Origin of the sequence: Lentibacter sp. XHP0401 (assembly GCF_025751535.1) — a bacterium.
Taxonomy (GTDB): Bacteria; Pseudomonadota; Alphaproteobacteria; order Rhodobacterales; family Rhodobacteraceae; genus Lentibacter.
The window spans coordinates 57,783-73,423 of record NZ_JAOWLC010000012.1; the positions used below are offsets into that span (position 1 = coordinate 57,783).

Below are 15,641 nucleotides of genomic sequence, written 5' to 3' on the forward strand. Positions count from 1 at the left end.
CGAGTGTAATCGAAGCTACGCTATAGACGAACGGCCGCAATGCGCAGATAGTAGGCTTTGCAAAGTTCTGAAATTAAACGGCAATGTAGCCCCAGTTGATATGCGCCTGCTTTGTAAAGGTTACCAAAGAACCTCCAATCTCCTCCCCGTTAACAGTGAACCTTCGGATAGACGCAAGCATAATGTCTTTCTTGAAAGGTATGTGAATTGCTTTGGCCGTCCTATTATTAATTCTTGTCGCCAAAGTACTCGGCCACCTGCTGCTAAGAGCCCTTGGTTCTAGGATCGAATTGAAACCTGCATATGCAACGATCAGCGGAAGCTTATAGACGTCCACAGCTCTCTCAATTTCCCATGACAGCAGGCTTCCGCTTTTCCGCGTGTCAGCCGAAATAATCACCACCATGTTTTTGGACACAACAAGTCGTTGGCGAATGCTAACTTTCAGTGTTTCCAGTTTACTTGTGTCGCGAACTGCGCTTGCTTTCTCATGACTGTTTACAAACTTGAAATCGATACCTTTGGCGGCATTCCAGCCTTGAACTACTGTGTAGTATTTTAGGTCAGACTTGCTGCGGTCTGCTTGTCCAAGGCCGTCAAAAGCAAAGTATGTGCCGGTTCTATTTGCCATTGGACCAGTTCCTAACGTGGTTCTTCAAATTGATTTCATGCGCCTTGTCCTCAGGGAGAACGATCTTGATTTCCCCTGTGACACGACCGTGTAGGCTCTCTTCCAAGACGGCGGTGATGATAAGGTCAACGAGTACAGAGATCTTAACTCCAACTCTGGACATTCCCGATCCCATGAGCGGAATAACTAAGGGTTCCATTGAACACGCTGCGCGCGCTTCATCAACCATTCCACGAACCGCACAGATCAGCATCTCAGCATTTGCTTTTGTCACGTTGCTTTGGGCATCCGTTTTTCCGAGCGCGACAAACAAGAACTTTTGGGTCTCGGTGCAGGCACGAACAGTAGTTCCAATTGGATATCGCTTCCGGTTACCCTTCGAGCGACTCTCTGTATGCCCTTCGATTTTTCTCAGTGACCCAGAGATTTGTTTTTCCCAATCATGTCGATTGTTCGTCCAATATTTGTTGAGGACAAAGCCGTGCAGGGATCGTGACGATACCAAGTCTTCGTCAACTATGCTGTCAAAAAAGTCGTTTGCTCCAATTGCCTTCCAGCCAGTCTCAGCGAGCAAGTCTCCAAATTTGATAATGATTTTGGTATCGTTGTTTGGGTTTGGAACCTGAACTTCGCGTTTTAAGAATCCACTGAGCCAGTAACCGTCCAGAAAGAAGAAACCCAAACCGGGCAGGACTCCCACGGCGAGAAAACACAGAAAGGGAATCCTAATGTTGCCATCGGTCAAAACCTCGTAAGCTTCGAGCGAAAGGAAGATCGCACCAAATGAACCTAGGATCGAGCGAGCAAATTCTCGCCAGTGTTCAAGAAGCCATTTCAATGTTTAGCACCAATTCTGTAAATTAACTCTGTTATATGTACGCGTTGGCCCGTCTCAAGGCAACTTGAAGCCTCTGTTGGATTGGCAACAACTTTGGGTTATACCAAACAGTCAAAGACCAATGTCCCCTTCAGGCTGAGAGCGGTCATTCCCCCACAAGAAGTGAAAGCCCACTCCGTCCGCGCAGCAAACCTCATTCTCTTTTTTTCGCAATGAATGTCGTCAGTCAAATCCCGCCACGTCGATGTCTATCCCGCCCTTTCCCCACCCCGCCACGCAAACCTCTGGCCAATCTCGTAGCCTTGCGTTACTCCCGTTGGCGCAAGGAATGAGGCCAACCATGAGCGATGCATACACCACCCCCGGACCGCTGGAAGCGAGCCTGAAAGACGCGATCTCCCCGATTGAAGAGATCATTGCCGCTGCCCGCGCGGGCGAAATGTTTGTGCTGGTCGATCATGAAGACCGAGAAAACGAGGGCGACCTTGTCATCGTCGCCGAGTTCGCCGATGCCGCAGCGGTTAATTTCATGGCCACCCATGGCCGCGGCCTCATCTGCCTGCCGATGACATCCGAGCGCATTGACCGCCTCGGCTTGCCTATGATGGCTGTCAACAACTCCTCGCGTCACGAAACGGCCTTCACCGTCTCCATCGAGGCCCGCGAAGGTGTGACCACAGGCATCTCCGCCGCCGACCGCGCCCTCACGATCGAAGTTGCGATCAACGAGCAGAACACCTCCGCCGCTATCGCCACGCCGGGGCACGTCTTCCCGCTACGCGCCCGCAACGGCGGCGTGCTCGTGCGCGCAGGTCACACGGAAGCGGCGGTTGATATCGCCCGCCTCGCAGGCTGCAAGCCCGCAGGCGTCATCTGCGAGATCATGAAAGATGATGGCACAATGGCCCGCTTGGCCGACCTCGTCGAATTTGCGGCGCAACACGGCCTCAAGATCGGGACGATCTCCGATCTCATCGCCTACCGCCACACCCACGACAACCTTGTCACCGAAACGCGCCGGCAGCCTGTCACCTCCGAGTTCGGTGGCACATGGGACATGCGCGTTTTCACCGACCAGATCAGCGGAACCGAGCATATCGCGCTGATCAAAGGCGATATCAGCACCTCCGAGCCGGTCCTTGTGCGCACCCATGCTCTCAACGAGCTTGAAGATGTCCTCGGCCTTGGCCCGGCACCTTCGGACGAGTTGCACAAAGCCATGCGCATCGTCGCCGCCGAAGGCCGCGGCGCTGTTCTTCTCTTCCGCGAGCCGCACCCGCGCCTCACCTTTGCCGAAGATGAAGACGCCCCCCGCATCATCAAGCACACGGGCCTTGGCAGCCAGATCCTCGCCAGCCTCGGCATCACCGAGATGACCCTGCTCACCAACTCCCCGCAAACCGTCTATGTCGGGATCGACGCCTACGGCCTCTCGATCACCGGCACACGCCCGATCTCCGAGGTCTAATCATGGCAAGCTCCCAATCGCACTACATTCTGCCGCGCCCCACATTCGAGGCCCCCGTCAAGCTCCTCATCGTGGTCGCGCCCTATTACCGCGATATCACCAATGATCTCATCTCCGGTGCCCGCGCCGAGGCCAAAGCCGCAGGCGCCACTCTTGATGTCATCGAAGTGCCCGGCGCGCTGGAAATCCCGACAACCATAGCCATGGCCGAGCGCCTCTCGAATTACGATGGCTATGTGGCGCTGGGCTGCGTCATCCGCGGCGCAACCACGCATTATGAGACTGTCTGCAACGACAGCTCCCGCGCGCTCACGCTGCTTGGCCTGCAAGGCCTGCTCATAGGCAACGGCATCCTCACAGTCGAGAGCATGGCTCAGGCCGAAGAGCGTGCAAACCCCGCCGATATGAACAAAGGCGGCGGAGCCGCCGCTGCGGCCTTGCATCTTATCGCCCTCGCTCGTAAGTGGGGCGGCCAGCGCGGCACTCCCGGCTTCAAACCCGAGTCCGAAGAGTATCAGCTGGCCCAAGCTAACAAAGGCAACCCTACCGCATGACGCTCTCAGGCAACCAGAAACGCAAAATGAAATCTGCCGCACGGCTCTACGCCGTGCAGGCGCTCTTTCAAATGGAATACTCGCATCAAACGGTCGAGTCGGTCATGGCCGAGTTTGAAGAGCACCGCTTTGGGGCATCCTACGATGAAGGCGATATGCAGGAGGGCGACGCCGCTCTCTTCGCACTGCTGATGGAAAACGCGGTCAACTACCAGGCCGCAATCGACCAGATGACAGACCGCGCCCTCGTTGCCAAATGGCCCCTTGGCCGGATTGATCCAACTCTGCGCGCGCTTTTCCGCGCCGCAGGCGCCGAGATCACACAGTCCGAAACACCCCCCAAGGTGGTGATCACCGAGTTTGTCGATATCGCCCGCGCCTTCCACCCTGATGGCAAAGAGGCAAGCTTTGTAAACGCTGTGCTTGATCACATGGCCCGCGAGGCCCGCCCCGAGGCGTTCTAAGCGTTTCAGGCCTAGCAAAGCGCCTTCACTGCGCCTACATCTACCCTATGAAACACTTCTCCCTCCTCGATCTTTCCCCTGTTCCCGAAGGCCAGACCACGGCGGACGCGCTCCACAATACAATCAGCCTTGCCCAAGCGGCCGAGGAGGCTGGCTATCATCGCTACTGGCTCGCCGAGCATCACAACATGCCCGGTATCGCCAGCGCGGCCACGCCCGTTGTTATCGGTCAGGTCGCCCAAGCCACCAAACACATGCGCATCGGGGCAGGCGGCATGATGCTCCCCAACCACGCGCCGCTCGTTGTCGCCGAGCACTTCGGCACGCTGGCCACATTCTTCCCCGGCAGAATCGACCTTGGCCTTGGCCGCGCACCGGGAACCGATATGGAAACCGCCCGCGCCCTGCGCCGCCATATGGCCCCCGAAGACAGCTTCCCGACCGATGTGCAGGAGCTTATCGCCTACTTTGGCGAGACGTCTTCGGCCCGTGTCCGTGCCATTCCGGGGGAAGGCACCCATGTTCCGGTCTGGATTCTCGGCTCCTCGCTCTACGGCGCACAGCTCGCCGCCATGCTCGGGCTGCCATATGCTTTCGCCTCTCATTTCGCCCCCGCGATGTTGGAGGAAGCGCTCTATATATACCGCCGCAGCTTCCGCCCCTCGGTCCACCTTGAGGCGCCCTACACCATGGTCGCCGCAGGTGCCTGCGCCGCTGATACCGATGAAGAGGCGGCGTATCTTCGCACGTCACAGCTGCTCGCCTTTGCCCGCCTGCGCACAGGCAAGCCCGGCAAGCTGCCGCTTCCCGTTGAAAATGTTGAGGCCGAAATCCCGCCGCAAATTCTCGCGGGCGTGCATCAGGCGCTTGGTTGCTCGGCCACGGGCGCGCCCGAAGCGGTCAAATCACAACTTGCTGCGATCATGGATCAGCACAAACCCGATGAACTTATGGTCACAGGTATGATCCACGATCACGCTGCGCGGGTTAAATCCTTCCAGATCGTTGCGAAAGCGCTCAAATCTCTCCAAGACGACCGCGCGCTGGCTTAACCGTTCCGTATGGGGCGGGCGAGCCCACCAGCCACAGCCAACCTCCGCGCGCTCCGTTATCTTAATTTATCTTAACTTTTAGTGATTCACGCGGTGCACGCAGGGTGCACGGGGTGTGCACGCATATCACCCCCCTGGAATCAGCCCCGGATAGCGGCGTTAACCATGGCTTACGCTCCGTTAATTGATCCGCGAAACCACGAATTCTGCGATTTCGTCGAGCATCTCCCGAACAGGGTGTGCAGGCATCACGGTAAGCGCCGCACGCGCCTTGGCGGCATAGCTCAAAGCATCGTGCCGCGCAGCTTCCAAAGCGCCATGTTTTTCAAGCAATTCAATGGCTTGCTCAAGGTCTCCGTCGCGCTGGTCACCTTTCTCTATGGTGCGGCTCCAAAAGGCGCGCTCCTCGGCATTGGCCAAAGCGACCGCCTTGATAACAGGCAGGGTCAGCTTACGCTCGCGGAAATCATCGCCCACATTTTTACCTGTCGCGCCGGAAAACCCTTTGTAATCAAGTAGATCATCCACAATCTGAAAGGCAATCCCAAGCGCGTCCCCATAATCAAACAGCGCTTGCACTTGCGCTTCGGGAGCGCCTGCAATCACTCCGCCAACCTCTGTCGCCGCCGAGAACAGCGCCGCCGTTTTGCCCCGCACTACCTGCAAATAGATCGCTTCTGTGGTGGCCAGATCTTGCGCCGCCGTCAGCTGCAAAACCTCGCCTTCCGCAATCGTCGCAGAGGCATTCGCAAGGATATCAAGTACCCGCAAAGAGCCTGTTTCCACCATCAACTGAAACGAGCGTGAAAACAGGTAGTCGCCCACAAGGACAGAACTTTTATTGTCCCACAATAGGTTAGCTGTGGGGCGTCCACGCCGTTTCTCGCTTTCGTCCACCACATCGTCATGCAAAAGCGTGGCTGTATGGATAAACTCCACAGTCGCCGCCAGATGCACATGATAGGGGCCGCCGTAGCCGCAGAGCTCTGCTGCCGCGAGCGTCAGCATGGGGCGCAAACGCTTGCCGCCGGCCTCGACCAGATGCTGCGTTACCTCAGGAATTCGAGGTGCATGTTCCGAGGCCATCCGCTCGCGGATCAAGACGTTCACCGCCTCCATGCTTGCAGCCAAATGGGAGGCGAGTTTTTCGTGCGGTTTGTTTGTTGTCTCGTTCAAGCTCTTCACGCTCCCGTCAGACACCTCGACATTCGCCGCCGAATGGTCATATTCACTTTATGAAACAGCTTCTTAGCACAAACAATCTTGCCGATCTGGCCTTCGCCCAAGCTCTGCTTCAGGGCGAGGGTATAGCCGTGTTTGAAATGGACGTAAATATGAGCGTGCTCGAAGGCAGCATCGGAATTTTCCCGCGCCGTCTGATGGTTGCGGATGATGAGTATGACGACGCCGCTCAAACCCTGCGCGACAACGGGCTTGAGCCGTATGAGCACGTCTGAGCTCACCCACGATGCCTTTCTGGGCGGGCGCTTAAAGCTTTGGCAACCAAAGCAGGGCTACCGTGCAGGCGTCGATCCCGTTCTGCTGGCCGCCACTATCTCCGCCAAAGCAGGTGAAAGCGTGCTTGATCTGGGCTGCGGAGCAGGGGCCGCGGCGCTCTGCCTCGGCACCCGAATTGAAGGCCTGGACCTGCACGGTTTGGAAATTCAACCGTTTTACGCGGATTTGGCGCTGAAAAACGCCTCGGAGAACAGAATCGCATTAACGGTTCATCGAGGCAACGTTAATGAAATGCCGGCAAGTTTGAAGGAACGGCGCTTTAATCACGTGTTAACCAACCCGCCATATTTTGATCGTGGGACAGGTTCCAAGGCGCCCGACGAAGGCCGCGAAACCGCTCTCGGTGGGGCGTCTCTCCCCCTTTGGCTTGAAGCTGCCGCCCGCCGGCTTGCGCCCAAAGGCTACCTTACGCTGATTTGTCGCACCGAACGTGTGCCAGAGCTTCTGACGGCGCTGCCAGACTATCTCGGCTCAATCGAGCTTTGGCCCATCTTGCCCCGCACGGAGCAAGCTTCACAACTGGTGCTTTTACGGGCCCGTCATAGCGGAAAAGCCGCTTTTCGCCTTCATGCAGGGCTCGTAATGCACGAAGGCACGCGGCATATGAGAGACGCTGAAAGCTATGCTCCGAATGTCAGCGCAGTGCTCAGAAATGCAGCCGCATTGCCATTTCCGAAGATTTGACAGCATTTTATTGCTCATCCTCTCGCAACTGCGGCGTGACTTATTATGTTTGATATGCTCGACTGAGAACGCAACATATTGAGAGGAGATTGCAATGAGCTTGAACGGACACGTAGAAGAACTGAAAAGAAAGCACCAAACCCTCTCCGACCGTGTGGAACTCCTTCAACGCACACCAAGCGCAACAGATTCAGAGATTGCTGAACTGAAGAAGCAAAAGCTGAAAATTAAAGAACAAATTTCCCGTTTTGAAGCCACGGCTGGCTGAAACAGGTAATATCTGGCCCACAACGCGCCCCTGAAATTCGGGGCGCGTTTTTTAGTTAGACTCACATGAAAAGGCCGCCCCTTTCGGCGCGGCCTTAAAGCTCTCTCTTGAAAATGTCTTAGACGAAAAACTGCCCGCCATTCGCAGAGATTGTGGACCCGTTGATAAAGCCCGCATCATCGGAGGCAAGGAAGGCCACGCAGCGCGCGATTTCTTCGGGCTCACCAAGACGACCTGCCGGAATCTGGCCAATAATGGATTCCCGGACTTTTTCAGGAACTGCCATAACCATTTCAGTCGCAATATAACCCGGGCAAATCGCATTTGCCGTGATGCCCGCGCGCGCGCCCTCTTGGGCGAGTGACTTCACGATACCAAGATCACCTGCTTTGGTCGCTGCATAGTTGACTTGAGCAAACTGCCCCTTCTGACCGTTGATGGAACTGATAACAATTACGCGGCCAAACTTGCGCTCGCGCATACCGTTCCAGACAGGGTGCACTGTGTTAAAAACGCCAGTCAGGTTGGTGTCGATCACCTCGTGCCATTGCTGTGGTGTCATCTTGTGAAACGGCGCATCACGGGTGATGCCCGCATTGGCGACGACCACATCGACAGGCCCGACTTCGGCTTCGACCTTGGCGATACCCGCAACAGATTCGTCATAGTCTGCTACGTTCCACTTGTAGGTTTTGATGCCGGTTTCAGCAGTAAACGCCGCTGCCGCTTCATCGTTGCCAGCATAGGTTGCAGCCACATTGTAGCCTTCCGCCTTAAGCGCTTTTGAAATTGCCGCGCCAATTCCGCGTGAGCCGCCCGTGACCAGTGCCGTTCGTGCCATGATGTTTTCCTCCAAGTTTTTGCCAGCGTAATCCTGTTACCCAATTAGTCTATTTTAGGCAATATTATTGCGCAAGCAGATAGGTGGGCATTATGAAATTGGAGCGCCCCCTAAAGAGCGCCCCAACTTAGAAAACCAGAATAGTAAACGTGTTGGCCGGTTACGGGCGCTCAACACAGAGAGCAACGCCCATGCCGCCACCGATGCAGAGGGTCGCAAGACCTTTTTTCGCGCCCCGGCGCTGCATTTCAAACAACAGCGTGTTGAGAACACGGCAGCCCGAGGCTCCGATCGGATGGCCAATGGCAATCGCCCCGCCGTTGACGTTTACGATCTCGGGGTCCCAGCCCATCTCTTTGTTTACGGCACATGCTTGAGCAGCGAAGGCCTCGTTGGCTTCGACAAGGTCCAGATCACTCACGCTCCAGCCGGCTTTGTCGAGTGCTTTACGGCTTGCATAAACTGGGCCGACACCCATGATGGACGGGTCGAGACCGACGGTTGCGTAAGACGCAATGCGCGCGAGTGGCTCAATGCCGCGTTTTTCGGCATTGTTAGCGCTCATCAAAAGAACACCAGCTGCACCATCATTGAGGCCCGAAGCGTTGGCCGCTGTTACTGAACCGTCTTTGGTAAAGGCGGGGCGCAATTTTTGCATGGCCTCCATTGTTGCGCCGTGGCGGATGTATTCGTCCGCATCGACAACGATGTCACCTTTTCGTGTCTTAACCGTAAATGCCGCGATCTCGTCAGCAAATTTGCCAGCTTTTTGGGCCGCTTCGGCCTTGTTTTGTGAGGCGACAGCAAATCTGTCTTGCTCATCGCGGCTGATTTGCCATTTCTCAGCAACGTTTTCGGCTGTCTGGCCCATGTGGTAGCCGTTAAAGGCATCCCAAAGACCGTCACGGATCATGCTGTCAATATAGCTGACATCGCCCATTTTCGTTCCGTTGCGCAGATGTGCGACGTGGGGGCTGAGCGACATGCTTTCTTGCCCGCCAGCCGCCACGATATCGGCATCGCCCAGTTGAATATGTTGTGCGCCGAGAGCCACGGCGCGAAGCCCCGAGCCGCAGACCTGATTGATGCTCCAGGCAGAGCTCTCGATCGGAAGGCCAGCGTTGACATGGGCTTGGCGAGCAGGGTTTTGCCCTTGTCCGGCGGTGAGAACCTGCCCGAGAATAGTTTCGGAGACTTCATCCTTTTCAATGCCTGCGCGCTCGACGATGGCTTGCAAGACAGCTGCGCCAAGGTCATGCGCGGGGGTATTGGCAAACGAGCCAGTGAAAGAGCCAACCGCGGTGCGGGCGGCAGAGGCGATTACGACGTTGGTCATGACGTTCCTTTCCCATGAAAAAGCCCAGTCGCACCTGCGGCCAGAGCTGTTGGGCAAGGCATATCTTATTTGTTTCAACGCGACAACATACCAGGGCAGGCGAAGCGACGCAGGGTCAGGCGCGCCGCGATTCTGGTTCGGGGCGCTCCCATACCGGTCTTACCGTGGGTGCGGCGAAGTAGTAGCCTTGCAGGCAGTTGATGCCCATTTCAGCAAGGAAAGCAGCATCTTCGCGGTTTTCTACGAACTCGGCGACTGTAAGCATATCGAACTGCTCGGCAATTGCTTGTAGCGCACCGGTAAGCACCTGATTGTCGTGGTTCTGGCTGATTCCGCGAATGAACTGCCCGTCAATTTTGAGTATGTCGAAGTAGAAATCGCGTAAGTAGCGGAAGGATGTATAGCCAGCGCCAAAGTCATCAAGCGCGAAACTAACCCCCTTGGATTGCAGATCGCTCATGAAAGTGACCACCAGCTCAGGCACGGTCATGGCCGAACTTTCTGTGATTTCGAGAATCAGGCGCTCGCCCACTGTGGCGTTGCGCTGCAGACCTTGTCGCAAAGTGCGCATCCAGCGCGGATAGCCGATGGAGCGCGCGGACATGTTGATGGAGAGGCGCAACTCGTGTTGGTGGGCGAGGGTGCGCAGGCCCTTCTCCAGAGCGATGCAATCCATGATGCGGCCGAGCTCTGTTGTCTCGATTTCGGTGATGAACTCTTTGGCTGGAATGATCCGCCCAGTCTCGTCCGTCAGGCGCAGAAGGGCTTCATAAAAAGCTATCTTATCAGGTGCTTTTGCCTGAACGATTGGTTGGTAGGCGAGCAAAACCTGCTTGTTGCGGAGGGCGATTTCGACCATTTGCATGACTGATTTGTCGCGGGCTGCGACCGCGTAACCAAGCGGATTGATGGCTTCGTTGGCAGTAGCCTTGTAAAGCTTGTTTCTGTTGTTCATCGTAGCGCTCCCACGTGATGCCTGGTGAGCGGGAAGGTTTGCAGCCTATTTGCTAACAAGCGTTTAAGTGGCAGGATCGTCTAAAATTGAGCAGAGCTTTGAAACCGAGGGAGAAACACGTGGAAAGATGTGGCTGGCACGGGGATGATCCCGAGTATGTGAGGTATCATGACGAGGAGTGGGGCGTGCCCGAACGGGACAGCCGCGCGCTTTGGGAAAAGCTCGTGCTTGACGGCTTTCAGGCGGGGCTGAGCTGGCTTACGATCCTGCGCAAACGTGATAATTTCCGTGAGGCTTTTCATGAGTTTAACCCAGAAATAATTGCCGAGTGGGGCGAGGATGATGTGCTGCGATTGCTGGCGAACGAGGGCATCATTCGCCATCGTGGCAAGATCGAGGCGACGATCACAAATGCCCGTGCTTATCTTGAAATCGAAGCCACTGAAGGCTTCTCGACCTACTGCTGGAGCTTTGTTGGCGGGGAGCCTTTGCACAACGTCTGGGGGCGTTTGGGAGAGGTTCCGCCGCAGACGGAAATCTCGCAAAAATTTTCCAAAGATTTGAAGAAACGTGGGTTTAAATTTTGTGGGCCGACTATTGTTTATGCATGGATGGAGGCTTGCGGGCTTGTGAATGATCACCTCACAACCTGTTTTCGGCATGACGAGGTCAAACGTCTTTAGGCGGCGACGCGACCGTGTGGCAAGCAGTATGGCAACCTGTAGGGCAGGTTGTATGGACAGTGGAAGACGTTTTGAGCGCTAAGATATGCTCTGCGCTTCAGCCTTTGGCAGTGCCCACAAATGCATCAATTAGCTCTTCGGTGATCGACCAGTCGCAGACCAGACGGCAGGGCAAAGGCTCATCCGCATCTCCGATGTCTACATCACCCGCGAGCACATAGTAGCGCGCCCCGGCTGCGGCGAGGCGTTGATGTGCGGCGCGAGGCAATTCGGCGAAGATGATGTTGGCATCGGGCCGGTTGGTGATCCGCGCACCTGCAACTTCATTGAGACCCGCAGCCAGCCGTGCGCAGTTGGCGTTGGCCTGTTTGGCGGAAGTGAGCCAGAGATCATTGATCAGATAGGCCAGCATCTGCGCCGAGAGGTAGCGGTGTTTGGAGAACAGATGCGCCCCCCGTTTGCGGCGCAATTCGAATTCCCATGCTTTGGCCGGGTCAAAGAAGATAACCGCTTCAACGCCCATGCAGCCATTCTTAGTGCCGCCGAAGGACACAACATCAACGCCGGATTTCCATGTCATCTCGGCGGCTGTGCAGCCGAGAGCCGCTTGCGCATTGGCAAAGCGCGCGCCGTCAAGATGCACGCCAAGGCCGTAGGATTTTGCCACATCAGCCAGAGCCTTGATTTCGGCAAGGGTGTGCACCGCGCCGCGCTCGGTCACCTGGGTGATCGAGACGGGGCCGCGCTGCGGGCCGTGAACGCCGCGGGTTTGTTCTGATTCGATGCTGGCGCGCAGGGCGTCAGGTGTCATCTGGTCGCTCGTGCCGACAATCGTAAGCTTCGCCCCGCCCGAGTAGAACTCGGGCGCGTTGCATTCGTCTTCGTGGATGTGGGCTGTAGGTGAGCAAAACACCGTCTCGTAAGGCGCGCACATGGTGGCCAGCGCCAGCGAGTTTGCCGCTGTGCCCGTGGCGACAAGGTAGACAGCCGCGTCCGGTGCTTCAAAGAGAGTGCGGATGCGGGCGCGGACCTCGTCCATGATCGTGTCGGCGCCATATGGCATGGCGTAACCCTCGTTGGCGGCCGATATGGCTGCCATCACTTCGGGGTGGGCGGGGCCGGAATTGTCGGAGGCAAAAAACATCAGCGCGGTTCCTCTATTATGTGGTCTTCCCAGTCGTCTTCGGAGATTTCAAATTCGGGCACGGTGCGGTGCAGCATGGAAACTCCTGCCGCATGTACGCTTTCGGCAGTGCCGCTTATGAGCGGATGCCAGTCAAAGAGCGGCTTGCCTTGCCACAGGAGCTTGTAGGCGCAGGTTTCGGGCATCCAGTAGATATGCCCCTCGAGGTTTTCGGCCGTAAGGCTGATGCACTCGGGCACGAACTGGTGGCGCGTTTCATATTGGGCGCAGCGGCAGGTTGTGTCATCAAACAGGCGGCAAGCAACGCGGGTGAGGGCAACGTCGCCAGTATCTTCATCTTCAAGCTTGTTGAGGCAGCATTTGCCGCAACCATCGCAAAGGGCTTCCCATTCTTTGGCACTCAACTCGGCGAGCTTTTTGCGCTCCCAGAATTTGGGGGCGAGGCCGTCGCGGGCGATCGGGTCTTTGGGCTCGTTCATAGCTTGCTCAGGATGCTGCGGGCGAGATCGCAATCGGCATGCATCTGGGCGATGAAGGCCTCAAGGCTCTCGAATGTTTCTTCGGGGCGCAGATACTCGACCAGCGCCACAGAGAGCGTTTCGCCGTAGAGATCGCCTTTGAAATCAAAAATGTAAGTTTCAAGATTGGGGGTGTTCTCGCCAAACATCGGCCGTGTGCCAAGCGAGGCTGCGCCAGTATAGCTGCCTTTGTGGGGGCCAGACAGAACATCAACTTCCACAGCGTAAACGCCGAATTTGGGCAAGTGCAGGTTGGTGAGGTGCATATTGGCTGTCGGGAAGCCGAGTTCACGGCCACGCTTTGCGCCATGCTGCACCGCGCCTTCAAATCTGTGCCAATGGCCGAGCATGGCGGCTGCATCGCGCGGTCGACCCTCGGACAGGGCCGTGCGGATGGCTGTGGAGGAGACCTGAGCATCTTGCGCGGCGACAAGTTTGGCGACGGTGACGCCAAAGCCCATCTCTGCGCCAAAGCGTGTGAGGTCTTCCGCTGTGCCAGCGCGGGCTTTGCCAAAGCGGAAGTCTTCCCCGATGACGACATGGGCAAGGCCCAACCCTTTGCCGATCACGTCACGGGCGAAGGATTCCGGCGTGAGGGCTGCCAGCTCGGCATTAAAGGGCAGTTCATAGAGCATTTTGACGCCCAATTTGGCGAGCCTGTTCTGCCGTGCTTCTGGGCTCATCAGGCGGAAGGCGGGGGCATCGGGCGCAAAAAAGGCGCGCGGGTGCGGCTCGAATGTGAGCACACCGAGAGGTGCATCTGTGGCCTCGCCTGCACCGCGAGCGATGTTGATCACCGACTGGTGGCCAAGGTGCACACCGTCAAAGTTGCCGATGGCAACGGAAGCGCCACGGTCTTTTGCCGCGACGTTTTGATATGAGCGGATCACTCGCATAGCGCTTGGGTAGCCTTAGGCGGGGCGGGGCGCAAGAGGGCAGGGCATTGCGGCACTAACCGTTTTTGCAAAGGTTTGGCAGGAGGCGTTCGAATTGTTGCCAGCGTCCGATAGAGCTTGTGTTTACGGGGCGGCGGGCCTGCGCGTAGCTTGCTGTGCGAATAGCGCCTTTGGCTTGGCTGAGATCGGCAACATCAAGTGGCGGCAGACCGCAATAGGCGGTGATTCTGTCGAGTTCGCTTTGTGGCTCGCGCACGAGGTTTTCATAGGACACGCGCAGGAACGGCACACCGCGGCTTTCCCATCCCGCAATCTGGGCTTCAAACAAGTCAAGCTTTTGCATGAGCCAGTCCTCGCGGAAAGTGAAGTTCATCGGCCCTGCGTTGAAATATGAGGTGAAGGCGGAGGCTGCCACATCGCGGCGGTCACGCTCCATCACGATGAGTTTGGCATTTGGGAAAGCGCGCATGATCCATCCGAGATAGAGTGCGTTGACGGGCATTTTATCAAGCGTGAAGGCCGCATCAGGGACAAGCGACTGAAGCGCAGAGTAAGCACTGCGCAAGGTTGCGAGTTCGGTTGTGCCATGGGGGAGAGTGGTGCGGAAATGGCGGCTGACGGTGGCTGCTTCGCCGAGGCTGCTGACCTCAGGAGAGGCGGAGAGCAGGCGATCAAGCAAGGTTGTGCCGGAGCGGATCATGCCTGTGATGAAGATCGGCGTGGGTGTGTGAGGCGCGGTTTCGGCTTCCGGCAGGGTATCGAACGCCTCAAACACCTGAGCTTGGGCCTTGGCATCGGCCGCGTGATCATAGAGGCGGTCTTTGGCATAAAACGCATTGGCTGCTCCGAGGGCCGCGAGAAAAGCGGCTGTGTCACCGCGCTTTTCTGCCAGATGCGCTTGAGCCATGGCGACATGGCCTTTCTCCGTGGGGCTGCGCGCCGCTTTTTCGAGAGTTTTGGCGGTGTTTTCCAAACCAGCGGCGTCTGCGCCTTTGACTGTTGGCAGGCTTGCCAGCGCGCTGAAGGCTTCAAAACGCTGTTCCTGTGCTGTGAGCAAGGCGTGAAAGCCCTGCGCGGCCTCGTCAAACGCGCCGCTTTCGAGCTGTCGCCACGCCAGATTGAACCGCTGCGCAGGGTCTTGCGGAGCGAGGGCGAGGCCCGCTTTGGCCGCCTTGAGCGCAGCGGCTTCCTGATTGGTGAAGGCATAGCACTGGCTGAGCGCAGCCTTCGCCAAGGGTGTTTCTCCGGCTTGCTCATACGCCACGATGGCTTGCGGCAGATTGCCCTGCGCTTCATAAACGCGGCCAGCGAGGAAGTGTAACTCTTCCGTTAGCCCTGCCTCACTTGCGGCTTTTATGCGGGCTTGGGCGAGATCAAGCTCTTGGGTTTGCAGGCAAAGCTTGATTGCGGTTGTTTCAAACTGGCGGTCGTCAGGGAAGCGGGTACTGGCACGGTCGAGCATTTCAAGCGCGCGGGGAAATTGGCCAATGTCGGCCTCAACCAAGGCTGCATTCAAGTGGGCGGCGGCGGGTGCATTGCCGGTGTTGATCGCGCGGATAAAGCTGTTGCGCGCGTCTTTCGGCTTTTTCTGCTGAAGCGCGATGAGGCCAGCTGCGAAATGCAGATGCGCACTTTTAGGATGGGTCTTGAGCGCGAGCTTGACTTCTTTTTCAGCACGGCGGGGCGAGGCGGCGGCGCTTTGCAGGATGCGCGCACTCAGCGCATAGGCGGGATCGTTTTGCAAAGTGGCCTCGCGGATTTAGGGAGCTGAAACTGCGCCCTCTTGTGGCG

General features: G+C 57.1%; 18 protein-coding genes. 8 read left to right on the plus strand and 10 right to left on the minus strand.

Annotated elements, in window-relative coordinates; translation table 11 throughout:
• Nucleotides 1-73 precede the first annotated feature (73 nt).
• The gene (locus OE750_RS14950; RefSeq protein WP_263765114.1) at nucleotides 74-631 is read right to left on the minus strand and encodes a TIR domain-containing protein; all 558 of its coding nucleotides are present in this window, start codon (nucleotides 629-631) and stop codon (nucleotides 74-76) included.
• Nucleotides 621-1,469 carry a macro domain-containing protein gene (locus tag OE750_RS14955; RefSeq protein ID WP_263765115.1) on the minus strand — a complete coding sequence of 283 codons (849 nt, stop codon included), beginning with the start codon at nucleotides 1,467-1,469 and terminating at the stop codon, nucleotides 621-623. The genes OE750_RS14950 and OE750_RS14955 overlap by 11 nt, the downstream gene beginning before the upstream one ends.
• Nucleotides 1,470-1,809: 340 nt before the next feature.
• Between OE750_RS14955 and ribB the strand changes: the two genes are divergently transcribed.
• The 4 genes from ribB to OE750_RS14975 are packed head-to-tail and all read left to right on the plus strand — an operon-like array spanning nucleotide 1,810 to nucleotide 5,007.
• Nucleotides 1,810-2,937 (plus strand): 3,4-dihydroxy-2-butanone-4-phosphate synthase, encoded by a 1,128-nt coding sequence (ribB, locus tag OE750_RS14960; protein ID WP_263765116.1) that lies wholly within the window; start codon nucleotides 1,810-1,812, stop codon nucleotides 2,935-2,937.
• Between the two features lie 2 nt (nucleotides 2,938-2,939).
• Nucleotides 2,940-3,491: a 6,7-dimethyl-8-ribityllumazine synthase gene (locus tag OE750_RS14965; RefSeq protein WP_263765117.1), complete on the plus strand. Its 552-nt coding sequence runs from the start codon at nucleotides 2,940-2,942 to the stop codon at nucleotides 3,489-3,491.
• On the plus strand, nucleotides 3,488-3,955 hold the full coding sequence (gene nusB, locus OE750_RS14970) for a transcription antitermination factor NusB (RefSeq protein ID WP_263765118.1): 468 nt from the start codon (nucleotides 3,488-3,490) through the stop codon (nucleotides 3,953-3,955). The genes OE750_RS14965 and nusB overlap by 4 nt, the downstream gene beginning before the upstream one ends.
• A gap of 47 nt (nucleotides 3,956-4,002) precedes the next feature.
• Nucleotides 4,003-5,007: an LLM class flavin-dependent oxidoreductase gene (locus OE750_RS14975; protein ID WP_263765119.1), complete on the plus strand. Its 1,005-nt coding sequence runs from the start codon at nucleotides 4,003-4,005 to the stop codon at nucleotides 5,005-5,007.
• A 180-nt stretch (nucleotides 5,008-5,187) separates the two neighbouring features.
• Here OE750_RS14975 and OE750_RS14980 read toward each other — a convergent pair whose 3' ends face one another.
• Entirely contained in the window at nucleotides 5,188-6,126 is a 939-nt protein-coding gene (locus OE750_RS14980; RefSeq protein WP_263765206.1) for a polyprenyl synthetase family protein, read from the minus strand.
• A gap of 116 nt (nucleotides 6,127-6,242) precedes the next feature.
• On the opposite strand from OE750_RS14980, the gene OE750_RS14985 reads away from it, so the two are divergent.
• From OE750_RS14985 to OE750_RS14995, 3 genes are all read left to right on the plus strand, one after another.
• Nucleotides 6,243-6,464 carry a DUF2007 domain-containing protein gene (locus OE750_RS14985; RefSeq protein ID WP_263765120.1) on the plus strand — a complete coding sequence of 74 codons (222 nt, stop codon included), beginning with the start codon at nucleotides 6,243-6,245 and terminating at the stop codon, nucleotides 6,462-6,464.
• Entirely contained in the window at nucleotides 6,451-7,209 is a 759-nt protein-coding gene (locus tag OE750_RS14990) for a tRNA1(Val) (adenine(37)-N6)-methyltransferase (protein ID WP_263765121.1), read from the plus strand. The genes OE750_RS14985 and OE750_RS14990 overlap by 14 nt, the downstream gene beginning before the upstream one ends.
• A gap of 94 nt (nucleotides 7,210-7,303) precedes the next feature.
• Nucleotides 7,304-7,477 carry a YdcH family protein gene (locus OE750_RS14995; protein WP_263765122.1) on the plus strand — a complete coding sequence of 58 codons (174 nt, stop codon included), beginning with the start codon at nucleotides 7,304-7,306 and terminating at the stop codon, nucleotides 7,475-7,477.
• Between the two features lie 118 nt (nucleotides 7,478-7,595).
• Here OE750_RS14995 and phbB read toward each other — a convergent pair whose 3' ends face one another.
• The 3 genes from phbB to OE750_RS15010 form a co-directional block, all read right to left on the minus strand.
• The gene (phbB, locus tag OE750_RS15000) at nucleotides 7,596-8,318 is read right to left on the minus strand and encodes an acetoacetyl-CoA reductase (protein WP_263765123.1); all 723 of its coding nucleotides are present in this window, start codon (nucleotides 8,316-8,318) and stop codon (nucleotides 7,596-7,598) included.
• A 160-nt stretch (nucleotides 8,319-8,478) separates the two neighbouring features.
• Nucleotides 8,479-9,654 (minus strand): acetyl-CoA C-acetyltransferase, encoded by a 1,176-nt coding sequence (locus OE750_RS15005; RefSeq protein ID WP_263765124.1) that lies wholly within the window; start codon nucleotides 9,652-9,654, stop codon nucleotides 8,479-8,481.
• Nucleotides 9,655-9,769: 115 nt separating this feature from the next.
• The gene (locus tag OE750_RS15010; protein ID WP_263765125.1) at nucleotides 9,770-10,609 is read right to left on the minus strand and encodes an EAL domain-containing protein; all 840 of its coding nucleotides are present in this window, start codon (nucleotides 10,607-10,609) and stop codon (nucleotides 9,770-9,772) included.
• Between the two features lie 119 nt (nucleotides 10,610-10,728).
• On the opposite strand from OE750_RS15010, the gene OE750_RS15015 reads away from it, so the two are divergent.
• Nucleotides 10,729-11,292 (plus strand): DNA-3-methyladenine glycosylase I, encoded by a 564-nt coding sequence (locus OE750_RS15015; protein ID WP_263765126.1) that lies wholly within the window; start codon nucleotides 10,729-10,731, stop codon nucleotides 11,290-11,292.
• Nucleotides 11,293-11,389: 97 nt separating this feature from the next.
• Here OE750_RS15015 and OE750_RS15020 read toward each other — a convergent pair whose 3' ends face one another.
• Genes OE750_RS15020 through OE750_RS15035 form a run of 4 tightly spaced genes read right to left on the minus strand, consistent with a single transcriptional unit; the run spans nucleotide 11,390 to nucleotide 15,594 of the window.
• Complete coding sequence (locus tag OE750_RS15020) at nucleotides 11,390-12,436, minus strand: threonine aldolase family protein (protein WP_263765127.1); 1,047 nt, start codon at nucleotides 12,434-12,436, stop codon at nucleotides 11,390-11,392.
• Nucleotides 12,436-12,915 (minus strand): YcgN family cysteine cluster protein, encoded by a 480-nt coding sequence (locus tag OE750_RS15025; RefSeq protein ID WP_263765128.1) that lies wholly within the window; start codon nucleotides 12,913-12,915, stop codon nucleotides 12,436-12,438. Before OE750_RS15025 ends, OE750_RS15020 begins: the two co-directional genes overlap by 1 nt.
• Nucleotides 12,912-13,850 carry a bifunctional riboflavin kinase/FAD synthetase gene (locus OE750_RS15030; RefSeq protein WP_263765129.1) on the minus strand — a complete coding sequence of 313 codons (939 nt, stop codon included), beginning with the start codon at nucleotides 13,848-13,850 and terminating at the stop codon, nucleotides 12,912-12,914. Before OE750_RS15030 ends, OE750_RS15025 begins: the two co-directional genes overlap by 4 nt.
• Nucleotides 13,851-13,905: 55 nt before the next feature.
• Complete coding sequence (locus OE750_RS15035; protein WP_263765130.1) at nucleotides 13,906-15,594, minus strand: tetratricopeptide repeat-containing sulfotransferase family protein; 1,689 nt, start codon at nucleotides 15,592-15,594, stop codon at nucleotides 13,906-13,908.
• Nucleotides 15,595-15,641: the final 47 nt, after the last annotated feature.